Below are 12234 nucleotides of genomic sequence, written 5' to 3'. Positions count from 1 at the left end.
GCCGGAACGCTTATTTTCGCAGTGCACAATTTGCCTTTCGTATTGCTTGGCAGGGCACCGTAAATGGGCTAGCAAAACGAGCATGTTCATGGGTGCGGCACAAATGCGTGCCACCATTCGAAACAACGGAGGATCGTCATGACAGGAACTAGCGCGGGTGTATCGATCGGTGGCAAGACAGTTGAGCTGCCGACGCGATCCGGGACGATCGGCCCCGATGTGATCGACATCGGCACCCTCTACAAGAATACCGGCGCCTTCACCTACGATCCCGGTTTCACCTCCACCGCATCCTGCGAATCGAAGATCACCTATATCGACGGCGACGAAGGCGTCCTGCTGCATCGCGGCTATCCCATCGACCAGCTGGCCGAGCATGGCGACTTCCTGGAAGTCTGCTACCTGCTGTTGTACGGCGAACTGCCGACGAAGTCCCAGAAGGACGATTTCGATCATCGCGTGACGCATCACACCATGGTGCACGAGCAGATGAGCCGCTTCTTCACCGGCTTCCGTCGCGACGCCCATCCGATGGCCGTCATGTGCGGCTGCGTGGGCGCCCTGTCGGCCTTCTACCACGACTCGACCGACATCACCGATCCGCACCAGCGCATGGTCGCGTCGCTGCGCATGATCGCCAAGATGCCGACGATCGCCGCCATGGCCTACAAGTACCATATCGGCCAGCCCTTCGTTTACCCGAAGAACGACCTCGACTACGCGTCGAACTTCCTGCGCATGTGCTTTGCGGTGCCCTGTGAAGAGTATGTGGTGAACCCGGTTCTGGCCCGCGCCATGGACCGCATCTTCATCCTGCATGCAGACCACGAGCAGAACGCCTCGACTTCGACCGTTCGCCTCGCCGGCTCCTCGGGCGCCAACCCGTTTGCCTGCATCGCGGCCGGCATTGCCTGCCTCTGGGGCCCGGCCCATGGCGGCGCCAATGAAGCGGCCCTCAACATGCTCTCGGAAATCGGCTCGGTCGAGCGCATTCCGGAATATGTCGCCCGCGCCAAGGACAAGAATGATCCGTTCCGCCTGATGGGCTTCGGCCACCGCGTCTACAAGAACTACGATCCGCGCGCCAAGATCATGCAGAAGACGACGCATGAGGTTCTCGGCGAGCTCGGCATCAAGGACGATCCGATGCTGGAAGTCGCGATGGAGCTCGAGCGCATCGCGCTGACGGACGAGTACTTCATCGAGAAGAAGCTCTACCCGAACATCGACTTCTATTCCGGCATCACGCTGAAGGCGCTCGGCTTCCCCACCACCATGTTCACCGTGCTCTTCGCGCTCGCCCGTACGGTCGGCTGGATTGCCCAGTGGAACGAAATGATCGAAGACCCGGAACAGCGCATCGGCCGCCCGCGCCAGCTCTATATCGGCGAGCCGAAGCGCGATTACATGCCGGTCTCCAAGCGCTGATCGCAGAGATCCCTAAAAATAATAAAGCCCGGTCAAAACTGACCGGGCTTTTTCGTTGCGAGAAGATCGAGGATGACCGCCGCCCCGGTCTCGCCGGGCGGCCGCACCGTCTGCATGCGATGATAGACGAGGTCATAGCCTTCCAGCATGGCGCGACGTTCCGCAGTCTCCGCCGACAGGCGTTCGAACCAGCGTGCGAGGCTACCGGGCCGAACCTGCTCGTTCAGATATTCCGGCACGACCGTATAGTCCGCAATGAGATTTGGGATCGCTGCGGTCCAGATCTTGATCTTGCGCAGGAAGAGATTGGCCAGCCAGTCGAACCTGTAGGTGGAAATGACGGGCACGCGGGCGAGCGCCAGTTCCAGAATGACCGTGCCGGATGCCGCAATCGCCGCATCCGCCTGCGCAAAGGCCTGCCACTTCTCGTCCTGCGAGATGGTAATGACGGGCTTTACCGGCCAATCGGCCGTCAGCCGCCGCACCAGCGCCTCCTGGCGCGGCACGGTGGGCACAAGGAAGCGGATGCCGGGATTGCGGGCGGAAAGCTCCCGGGCTGCATCGCCGAACACCGGAAGCAACCGGGTGATCTCCGTGGAGCGCGAGCCGGGAAGCAGCAGGCATGTTTTTTCCGAAGGGTCGTAATCGGTCCGGGCAAGCCTTGCCTCGCGAACGTGCTGGACCTGCGGATCGCTGATGAGGCGATGGCCGACATAGATGGTCTCGGGGCCGCCGAGGCGCTGCATTGCGGCGGGCTCGAAGGGCAGCAAGGCAAGCACGCGATCGACATAACCGCGCATGCGCGGTGCGCGCTCTTCTTTCCAGGCCCAGACGCTCGGGCAGACATAGTTGACGACCGGCAGGTCCGGCAGGGCCTTTCGCACGCGCCTGGCGACGCGATGGGTGAAATCCGGGCTGTCGATGATGACGAGCACATCGGGGCGCGCGGCGATCAGGGCGTCCGCCGTCTGGCGAATGCGGCGCAGCAGTGACGGCAGGCGCTTCAGAACCTGCGAAATGCCCATGATGGAGAGCTCGGAGAAATCGAACAGGGATTTCAGGCCCTGCCGCTCCAATGCTTCCCCGCCGACCCCGACGAGGTCGATAGGGCCTCTATAGGTCTCCCGCAGCGCCGCGATCAGATCGCCACCCAAGAGATCACCGGAGACTTCGCCGGCGATGATGCCGATTCTGAGCGCCTTGTCCGCCATGCTTCACTCCGTTCGCGATGGCACGATGCCGGTGACGAAAAGCCCGTGCGCATCCGCCTCGGCCACCATGGCGGCGCGCTCCAGCACCAGCGAGCGACCGGCCTCGATGGCGATGCCGGCAAGGCCTGCGGCTTGCGCCCGGCGCAAAGTTTCAACGCCAATCGACGGCAAATCGGCGCGCAAATCCTGTCCCGGCTTGCAGAGCTTGACCAGCACGCCCTTGCGACGCCGGGAAATGCGCCCCTCGGCGCGCAGTTGCGCCACGCGCTCCAGCATGCCGTCTGTGCCTTCGGCGCCCTCCAGAGCCACAACACGGCCGCCTACGGCAACGGCACCCTGCCCCACGTCCAACCGGCCGAGCGCCAAGGCGGCGGCGGCGGCGGCGGTGATATCGCCTTCTGCGGCAGTATCCGGCGCGACGGCTCCAAGCGGACCTTCCGTGCCGAGGAGATCCGGCACGATTTCATGCGCCCCGACGACGCGGACCCCCTCGCTCTCGATCAGACGGATGACCATCTTCAAGACGGTATCGTCCCCACCCTTCATGAGCGTGCGCACAATGGATGGAACGGCAAGCAGCGCCTTCCAGGGCGCATGAATATCCCGCCATTCGGGCCTGCGGCGCACGAAACCAGAGAGCACGGCACGGTCGACGCCCTTTTCCCGGAATGCAGCGCCGATACCGGCATAGTTGCCGATGGAAATCACCTCGTGGTCGAAGCCGGACCAATTCTCGCCGGATTCGTTGCTGAGGGCAAGGATATAGGGATTTTCGCCGCGGGTACGGGCGGCGTCCGCCACATAGCGCGGCAACATGCCGCCGCCAGCGATGATGGCCAGCCGGCCGTCCGCCATGCCGGTCAGCCCTTGCCCCGGTTGGGCGAAGAGAGAGCGCGATCGCTGTCTGCGGCGATGAAATCGAGGATATGCATGACCGGAACGCTGCCGGCATAGTCATCCCTGATCGCTGCAGCGTTGGTGCGGATCGAGCCCTCGCCTTCGAAAATCTGCTTGAAGGCGCGACGGACCTCGTGGATCGCCGTCTTTTCCATGCCGGAGCGGCTCATGCCGACGACATTGAGACCGCCGAGAATGCCGGGATTGCCGTTCAGCATGCCATAGGGAATGACATCGTAGGACACCGCCGAGAGACCGCCGATAAAGGCCTGTCGACCGATGCGGGTGAACTGGTGCACGGCCGAGCCGCCGCCGAGGATCACGCGATCCTCGACCACGACATGGCCCGCCAGCATCACGTTGTTCGACATGACGATATGGCTGCCGAGCATGCAATCATGCGCCACGTGGGAATTCGCCAGGAAGAGATTGTTATCGCCGATAACAGTCTTGCCGCCGCCTTCGGTCGTACCGGTGTTGACCGTCACGCCTTCGCGGAAGGTGCATTTCTCGCCGATGGTGAGGCTCGTTTCCGCCCCGTCGTGATTCAGGCTCTGCGGATCGCCGCCAATCACCGCATTAGAAAAGACGCGGCATCCGCGGCCGACAACCGTGCGGCCGGTGACGACCACATGCGCAAGAAGTTCCACATTATCGTGAAGAACGACTTTCGGTCCCACATAGCAGAAGGGGCCGACGACGACGTTCTCGCCGATGACCGCTCCGTCTTCCACGACGGAGAGCGGATGGATCTTCGCGCTGGCGGCAATCATTTTCAGGCGTCTTCCTTTTTCACGATCATCGCGCCGATATCAGCTTCCGCGACAAGTTGCCCATCAACTTTTGCATCGCAATGAAACTTCCAGATATTGCCGCGCTGCTTCTGCTTGACGACATGGAACTCGACGCGGTCACCGGGCACGACGGGCTTGCGGAAACGGGCATTGTCGATCGTCATGAAATAGACGAGGTTCGAGCCCGAACGCGACTTGCGCGCGCAGATCGCGCCGGCGGTCTGCGCCATGCCTTCGATCAGCAGGACGCCGGGCATGATCGGGTGATCGGGGAAATGGCCCATGAACTGGGGCTCGTTCACCGTGACGTTCTTGATACCGATCGCCGAATTGTCGTCGTCGATCTCGATGATCTTGTCGACGAGCAGGAACGGGTAGCGGTGGGGAAGCAGCGTGAGAATCTCACGCAAATCAGCCACGCCGAGCGTCGCCTTGGTTTCTTCACTCATCGTTGCCCCCCTTCTTCTGGACTCGAGTGCTGGACCGCATGGCGATTTCCGCCATGTCGCGCAGGAAATCGCGCATCGGGCGGGCTGGGATGCCGCCGTATCTTTCACCGGCCGGAATATCGGCAACGACGCCGCTCATGGCAGCGATCTGCACGCCGTCACCGATGGTGATGTGGCCATTGATGCCGGATGCGCCGCCGATCATCACGCCGTCGCCGATGCGCGTGCTGCCGGCAATACCGACCTTGCTGACGATACCGCAATGTCGGCCGATGCGCACATTGTGGCCAACCTGAACCTGGTTGTCGATCTTGGTCCCCTCGCCGATCACCGTATCGTCCATCGTGCCGCGGTCGACCGTCGTGTTGGCGCCGATCTCGACATGATCCTGAATGATGACGCGGCCGATCTGCACGATCTTGATCATGCCGGGCTTGAGGCCGGGGGCGTAACCAAAACCGTCCTGGCCGATGCGGGCGCCGGGATGAATGATGACATTGTTGCCGACGAGCGCACATTGGATGGTCGCGCCCGCCGCAATGGTGCAGTCGCGTCCAATCTTCACATTCGCCCCGATGATCGCGCCGGCGCCGATATGGCTGCCCTCGCCGATCTCCGCACCCGCGCCGATGACAGCCATGGGCTCGACGGTGACACCCGGTTCGAGGCGTGCGGCGGGATCGACATAGGCTGCCGGGGAAATCGAAGCCGTCGCGGAGGTGATTGCTTCCGGGCGCATGGCGGACGGATACAGAAGCTCACCTGCCCGCGCGAAATCCGTGTGCGGACGCTTCGAGACCAGAACGGCTATATGCGCGGGAATCAGGGAGACCAGCGCGCGGTCGCAAAGGATCGCCGCTGCCTCGCTCGTATCGAGTTCGGCACGAAATTTACGCGAAAGAATATAGCAGAGATCGCCTTCTTTCGCCCGGTTGACCGGCGAAACGCTGCGCACGATACGATCGGCATGCGCGGCATCGGCAAGTTCCGCCCCAAGCGCGTTCGCGAGGTCACCCAGACGAAGACCGTCGTGGGGCGGAAAAAACCGGGTATGCTCCATCGGCAAGTCTCCAGAACGTCCGTGTGCTCCGAGGTTCTGGACGGCCGTCGTCAGAACTGCGTCGCGATACCGAACTTGAAGCGCTGTACGTCGTCGTACTTTTCCTTCTTGATCGGAATAGCATAATCGAAGCGCAGCGGGCCGAACGGCGAGGCCCAGATCACGCTGGCGCCGACGGAGGCGCGCAGGCTCATATCCGTGCCCTTCAACTTGTCCGAAGCGGCAGTCTTGACATCGTTGCCGTACAACGTACCGGCATCGACGAAGACAGCGCCACGGAAGCCGGAGTCACGTGCGATACCCGGGATCGGGAACGACGCTTCGGCAGATGCGGTGAAGTAGGTCGTGCCGCCGATCGAGTCGCCCGTCGAGGTCGCACGCGGACCGATACCGCCCGATTCGAAGCCACGAAGGTCGTTGGCCGACAGCGTGAACTGGTCGTAGACCCGCGTGGTGCCGAAGCCCCACATATGGCCGCCACTCACCGCGACCGAACCGATCACATCGGCATCTTCCATAAGCGTGTGGAAGTAACGGGCCTTACCGTAGATCTTATAGTATTCGGAATCACCGCCAAGACCGGCAACTTCCTGCGTAACCTGAGCGAAGATACCATCACGCGGCAGCGTGCGGTCGTCGATGGTGTCGTACGTGAAGCTATGCGAAACAGACGAACGAACCCAAGGTCCACCACGGACAGCGTCCCAATACGGGGTGGAAAGGAGTTTCCTGTCAGCCGGGTCGTCGTAATTCAAACCAGAATTATAATCCAGCCGCGCATAGTTGTAGCGGAGCGTCGTCGACAGGTCTTCGGTGATCGGTGCCGTCACACGCAGAGTGAAACCCTTGGTGTTGAGCGTGTAGTAATCTTCGCTCTCGTCCTTGTTGCTGAAGATATCAAAACCTGCAGCGAGGCGGTAGCCAAGGAAATAGGGTTCGGTGAACGACAGGCTGTAGTCACGCGAGTTGCGGCCGGTACCGGCAGCGACCCGGATATACTGGCCACGGCCGAGGAAGTTCTTCTCCTCGATCGAAGCTTCGACCTTGAAGCCGCCGTTCTTGCCCGTCTCGTAGCCGGCACCAATGCCGAACGAGCCGGTCGACTGGTCCTGAACATCGACAACGAGCACGACGCGGTCGGACTGGCTACCCGGTGCGGTCGTGATGTTGACCGACGAGAAGTAACCGAGCGCCTCCAAACGACGCTTGGCGCGCGTGATGACTTCCTGGTTGAAGGCGTCGCCTTCACCGATATCGAACTCGCGACGGATGACGTAGTCGCGCGTGCGGCTGTTGCCGCGGATTTCGATGCGCTCGACATAGGCGCGCTCGCCCTGGTCGACGAGATAGTCGACGGCAATCGTGCCGTTGCCGAGGTCGCGGTTGCCGCGCGGCGTCACGCGGGCGAACGGGTAACCGGCAGCAGCGACGCGCTGGGAAATCGCGGACATCGAGTCCTGCACATCCTTGGCGCGGTACGTCTTGCCTTCACGGGTCTCGATGAGGCCCTTCAACTCTTCCGGATCGATCCCTTCAACGGTCGATTCGACATTCACGCCACCAAAATTGTAGCGCTGACCTTCGTCCACCGTGAAGGTGACGACATATTCGTTGGAGGCTTCATCCAGCACGGCTTCGGACGAAACGACGCGGAAGTCGGCATAACCGTTGTTGAAGTAGAACTGGCGCAGCGCCTCTTCGTCGGCGCGCAGCTTCTCTTCGCTGTAGACGTCCTTACGGGTCAGGAACGACAGGAAGTTCGATTTCTTGGTGACGATCACGGCTTGCAGGCGGCCATTGCTGTAGGCCTGATTGCCGACGAAATTGATCTGAGAGATCTTCGTGCGGTCACCTTCATCGACGACGTAGGCGAGATTTACGCGACCGTTGCCGAGCGGATAGGTCTGCGTGGTGACGGTCGCGTCACTGCGGCCGATCGAGGCATAGGCGTCACGGATCGTCTGCTTGTCGGCTTCGATCGCGGTTTCGCTGTACGGACCGAGCGACTGCGAGCGCAGCAGGCCCATCAGCTTCTCGTCCTTGATCTTCTTGTTGCCGTTGATGACGACCTGGTTGATCAGCTGGTTTTCATTGACGGTGACGACGAGCGTGCTGCCGGAAACCGAAATCTTCACGTCCGAGAAATAGCCGGTCGCAAAGAGGCGGCGCACGGAGGCGTCGATATCGGCATTGGAGAAGCTCTTGCCGGGCTGGATGGTGACGTTGGCCTTGACCGTTTCGGCGCTCACACGTTCCGCACCGCGGACCTGGATGCTGCGAATCGTGGCCGCTTCCGCGACGGATGCGGAGACAAGCGTGGCAAAAGAGCCGCCCGTGACAACCATACTGGCCGACAATGCAACGGCCGACACGGCGTTCAAAAAGTTTGAACCAGCTTTCATCTTCACTACTTACCTTCGTTTCAACGTCCCGGCGGGCGTGCGCCCGAGTCCGGTCACGTTTGCCGTTTTAACCGCTTTTGCCATACAAGCAAGGTCACGCGTTAATTTCTGTTTACTTCAATTGAAACCGTGGCCTGAAGGCCACTACCTGCGTTTCATTACGGTAAACAGACCCTTAGCATTCACACCTGCGGCAAGCGGCTCCTCTTATCTTCCTCAACCGGCCAAAGCCGGTACTCTCAGCCCAGAAGCATCGAAATGTCGTTCCAAGTCGCAAAGACCATCAGCATGAGCACCAGCGCCATGCCGATGCGAAATGCGATCTCCTGCGCCCCGGGCCCGACAGGCCTGCCCCGGATTGCCTCCACCGCATAGAACATCAGATGGCCGCCATCAAGTACCGGAACCGGCATCAGGTTCAAAAGTCCAATGGAAACAGACAGAACGGCCGCAAGCTGCAGCACGGCGGCAACACCGAGCGTCGCCATCTGGCCGGAGGCCTGCGCAACACGGATCGGACCACCGAGCTGATCGGCCTTCATGCGGCCGCTGATGAGGTTGCCCAGATAATCGAAAGTCCCCGTCACGATATGCCAGCTCTGGAGAACGCCCTGCCCCACAGCTTCGACCGGCCCATATTCGACAACGCGGAAATTGCCGGTCTCCTGATTGGTGACGATGCCGATCAGGCCGAGTTCCATCTTGTTGCCGAACTGGTCGGTGATCTCGGTGCGCTGCGGCGTCATCGGCAGGTCGAGGTCTGCGCCGTCGCGCCGGACGGTGACGGTGATCTTCAATTCCGGCCGCACACTAACATAGCGGCGAACGTCGTCGAAGGTCGCGACTGGATTGCCGTCGATTGCCACCAGCAGGTCACCCTTCTGGACGCCAGCGGCTTCTGCAGCACTGCCCGGCCGCACTTCCGCGACGATCGGATCGGCGACCTGGCGGCCGTAGATGGAAAACATCACCGCGAAGATGGCAATGGCCAGGATGAAATTGGCAATGGGGCCGGCCGCGACCGTGATGGCGCGTTTCCACAGCGCAGCGCCGAGGAAGGTGCGCTTGCGCTCGGCCTCCGGCAGGGTGGCGAGCGCATCATAGTCGGGAATGGAGGCAGCATCCTCGTCGCCGAGAAACTTCACATAGCCGCCGAGCGGAATGGCCGAAAGTTTCCACCGGGTGCCGTGCCGGTCGTTGAAGCCGATAAGTTCCGGTCCGAATCCGATGGAAAACGCCGTGATGCCGATGCCCGACCAGCGGCCGGCCAGATAGTGGCCGAGTTCGTGGATGAACACGATCAGCGTCAGCACGAGCAGGAAGGGAACGATATAGCCAGTCAAGAAAGCGACCGAGCCCGTCAGCATATCCATGTTTCAGTCCCCAGTCTTTCGTGAGTACGGGCGCCGGTTACGGGCCGAAAAGGAACACGCCCGCCGGCGCATTTGCGGCACCCGACACGATCGCATCGCCAAGCGCAATGAGGAACGCGGCGAAGCAGGCGAAAACAAGGCCGTCGACGCGGTCCATGACCCCGCCATGGCCCGGAATGAGACGGCTGGAATCCTTCACGCCGAACCGACGCTTGATGAAGGATTCGAAGAGATCCCCGATTTGGCTGCAAACGGACAGGACAAGCGCGATGACCGGGATCCACAGACCGTTGAGCGGGAAGAAGGCGGCATGCACCAGCGTACCCGCGATCACGGCCGAGACAGCACCGCCGATGGCGCCGGACCATGTCTTGCCGGGCGAGATCGGCGGCGCCAGCTTCGGCCCGCCGATGGCGCGTCCGACGAAATAGGCCAGGATGTCCGTTGCCCAGACGACGGCGAAGATGAAGATCATCGCGGCGAAACCTTCGCCGGTATCGCCTCGGATCGCAGCAAGCGAAATGGCCGTCAGGCCCGAATAGACGATGCCGCCGGCAAGCCAGCCGTTCTTCGTGACGGCAAGGGCATAGAGCACGCTGAGAACTGTCGCGGTGAGGAGCACCGGCAGTGCCAGCTCGTCGAAGCCGAAGATCACCAGGCCGGCAATGCCGGCGACGGTCGCCCAGCCAAACGCATTGCCGCGGAAATCCGAATCGGGAAGCCGCGTGATCGTCGACCATTCGTAATAGACGAGCACAGAGATCGCGGCCGCAAGCAGGCGGAACGCCAGGCCGCCATACCAGGTGGCCGCAAGAACCACGGCGGCAAGCACGATGCCGGAAAGAATACGCAGGCGAAGTTCAGTCTGCATCAGGAACCAACCGCAAGTGTGGCGGCAGGCTGCAGGCCGCCGAAACGGCGTTCGCGGGCCGCATAGCGCGCCAGGGCCGCGCGAAAGGTGTCGCGAGAAAAGTCCGGCCAGAATTCGGGAACGAACATGAGTTCGGCATAGGCGGCCTGCCAGAGCAGGAAATTCGACAGACGCTCCTCCCCGCTGGTGCGGATAACGAGGTCGGGATCGGGAATACCGGCCGTGTCGAGCGAGGCACCGATCCGCTCGGCGGTCATTTGCGACGGGTCGAGGCGGCCGGCGGCGACGTCCTCGGCGAGTTTGCGCACTGTACGGGCGATCTCGTCACGGGAACCGTAGTTGAAGGCGATGACCAGCGTGATGCCGGAATTGCCGCGCGTCGTCTCCTCCGCTTCGAGAAGCAGCGGCAGGATGTCGCTTGCCAGATTTACCCGGTCGCCGATGACGCGGATTCGGACATTCTGCTTGTGCAGCACGGCGAGGTCGCGCCGGATGAAGGTCTTGAGCAGCCCCATGAGGTCCGAGACCTCGCTTTCCGGCCGGCTCCAGTTCTCCGAGGAGAAAGCGAAGAGCGTGAGATACGACACACCGCATTCGGCCGCCGTCTTCACGGCCTCGCGCACCGCCTCGACGCCCTTGCGATGTCCCATGGCGCGCGGCAGGCCGCGTGCGTTCGCCCAGCGTCCGTTGCCATCCATGATGATGGCGACGTGTGCCGGTACGGTGCTGGGCGAAAGCTGGTTCATGGACAATCCGGAAAAGAGAAGAAATACAGGCGGCGAAAGCCTTAAACCTGCATGATTTCCTTTTCCTTCTCGGCAAGCAAGCGATCGACGTCCAAAATCGTCTCGTCCGTCATCTTCTGCACCTTTTCGGATTGGGCGCGACTCAGGTCCTGACCGATATCGCCATCCTTTTCGGCTTTCTTAAGGTCATCCATACCGTCACGGCGGACGTGGCGGATCGCGACCTTGGCCTTTTCGGCATAGTCATGCGCGACCTTGACGAGCGACTTGCGGCGCTCTTCGTTGAGTTCCGGCAGCGGAATGCGCAGGTTCTGGCCGTCGATGATCGGGTTGAGGCCGAGATTCGATTCGCGGATGCCGCGCTCGACGGCGCCGACCATGCCCTTGTCCCAGACGGAAACGGACAGCATGCGCGGCTCGGGAACCGAGATGTTGGCGACCTGGTTGAGCGGCACGCGCGAACCATAGGCTTCGACCTGCACCGGATCGAGCACGTTGGCCGAGGCACGACCGGTGCGCAGCGACGCGATGTCGTTCTTGTATGCGGTGATCGCGCCGTCCATGCGGCGCTTCAGTTCCTTCAGGTCGATACCTTCACTCATCGGAATACTCCTATTTTCTCACAGAACGGCTGCACCTATGACGCGTGCGCCGACTCAGAATCAGTTGTCGGTTACGATGGTCCCGCGCCCGCCACCGGTCAATATTTCGGCGAAACCACCCTTTTCATGGATGGAGAAGACGATGATCGGGATGTGGTTTTCACGCGCCAGCGCAACGGCCGCGACGTCCATGACGGCAAGGCCCTTTTCGAGCACTTCGCTGTGCGTCAGGCGATCGAAGCGGGTCGCGGTCGGGTCCTTCTTCGGATCGGCGGAATAGATGCCGTCGACCTGCGTGCCCTTGAAGATTGCTTCCGCGCCCATCTCGGCGGCGCGCAGCGCCGCAGCACTATCGGTCGTGAAGAACGGGTTGCCCGTGCCGCCGGCGAAAATCACCACGC

12 protein-coding genes are annotated in these 12234 nt (G+C 61.8%); 1 reads left to right on the top strand and 11 read right to left on the bottom strand.

Translation table 11 applies throughout. From position 1 onward, the window contains the following. Positions 1 to 138 precede the first annotated feature (138 nt). A complete protein-coding gene (gene gltA, locus ACOZKU_RS16075) occupies positions 139 to 1428 on the top strand; it encodes a citrate synthase (protein ID WP_421579698.1) in 1290 nt (429 codons plus the stop codon). 32 nt (positions 1429 to 1460) lie between these two features. On the opposite strand, the gene lpxB is transcribed toward gltA, so the two are convergent. From lpxB to ACOZKU_RS16020, 11 genes are all read right to left on the bottom strand, one after another. Further along, positions 1461 to 2639, bottom strand: coding sequence for a lipid-A-disaccharide synthase (gene lpxB / locus ACOZKU_RS16070; RefSeq protein WP_421579697.1), 1179 nt, complete (start codon positions 2637 to 2639; stop codon positions 1461 to 1463). A gap of 3 nt (positions 2640 to 2642) precedes the next feature. Further along, on the bottom strand, positions 2643 to 3494 hold the full coding sequence (locus ACOZKU_RS16065) for an LpxI family protein (protein WP_421579696.1): 852 nt from the start codon (positions 3492 to 3494) through the stop codon (positions 2643 to 2645). A 5-nt stretch (positions 3495 to 3499) separates the two neighbouring features. Next, positions 3500 to 4315, bottom strand: a complete 816-nt coding sequence (lpxA, locus tag ACOZKU_RS16060; RefSeq protein ID WP_421579779.1) for an acyl-ACP--UDP-N-acetylglucosamine O-acyltransferase — start codon at positions 4313 to 4315, stop codon at positions 3500 to 3502. Next, entirely contained in the window at positions 4312 to 4779 is a 468-nt protein-coding gene (fabZ, locus tag ACOZKU_RS16055; protein WP_257950766.1) for a 3-hydroxyacyl-ACP dehydratase FabZ, read from the bottom strand. Before fabZ ends, lpxA begins: the two co-directional genes overlap by 4 nt. Further along, positions 4772 to 5839 (bottom strand): UDP-3-O-(3-hydroxymyristoyl)glucosamine N-acyltransferase, encoded by a 1068-nt coding sequence (gene lpxD, locus ACOZKU_RS16050; protein WP_421579695.1) that lies wholly within the window; start codon positions 5837 to 5839, stop codon positions 4772 to 4774. Before lpxD ends, fabZ begins: the two co-directional genes overlap by 8 nt. 50 nt (positions 5840 to 5889) lie before the next feature. Then, the gene (gene bamA / locus ACOZKU_RS16045) at positions 5890 to 8241 is read right to left on the bottom strand and encodes an outer membrane protein assembly factor BamA (protein ID WP_421579694.1); all 2352 of its coding nucleotides are present in this window, start codon (positions 8239 to 8241) and stop codon (positions 5890 to 5892) included. A gap of 239 nt (positions 8242 to 8480) precedes the next feature. Next, positions 8481 to 9614, bottom strand: a complete 1134-nt coding sequence (rseP, locus tag ACOZKU_RS16040; RefSeq protein WP_421579693.1) for an RIP metalloprotease RseP — start codon at positions 9612 to 9614, stop codon at positions 8481 to 8483. A gap of 37 nt (positions 9615 to 9651) precedes the next feature. Next, entirely contained in the window at positions 9652 to 10485 is an 834-nt protein-coding gene (locus ACOZKU_RS16035) for a phosphatidate cytidylyltransferase (protein WP_421579692.1), read from the bottom strand. Continuing rightward, a complete protein-coding gene (locus ACOZKU_RS16030; protein ID WP_421579691.1) occupies positions 10485 to 11231 on the bottom strand; it encodes an isoprenyl transferase in 747 nt (248 codons plus the stop codon). The genes ACOZKU_RS16035 and ACOZKU_RS16030 overlap by 1 nt, the downstream gene beginning before the upstream one ends. Before the next feature lie 41 nt (positions 11232 to 11272). Beyond that, positions 11273 to 11833, bottom strand: coding sequence for a ribosome recycling factor (frr, locus tag ACOZKU_RS16025; protein WP_117371152.1), 561 nt, complete (start codon positions 11831 to 11833; stop codon positions 11273 to 11275). A 60-nt stretch (positions 11834 to 11893) separates the two neighbouring features. Beyond that, on the bottom strand, positions 11894 to 12234 hold a 341-nt coding region (locus tag ACOZKU_RS16020), incomplete at its 5' end, for a uridine monophosphate kinase (protein WP_421579690.1).

It is taken from the genome of Shinella sp. M31 (assembly GCF_049199205.1).
Taxonomy (GTDB): Bacteria; Pseudomonadota; Alphaproteobacteria; order Rhizobiales; family Rhizobiaceae; genus Shinella.
The sequence above is the reverse complement of the archived record's forward strand: the minus strand, read 5'-3'. Positions and strand labels throughout refer to the sequence as shown.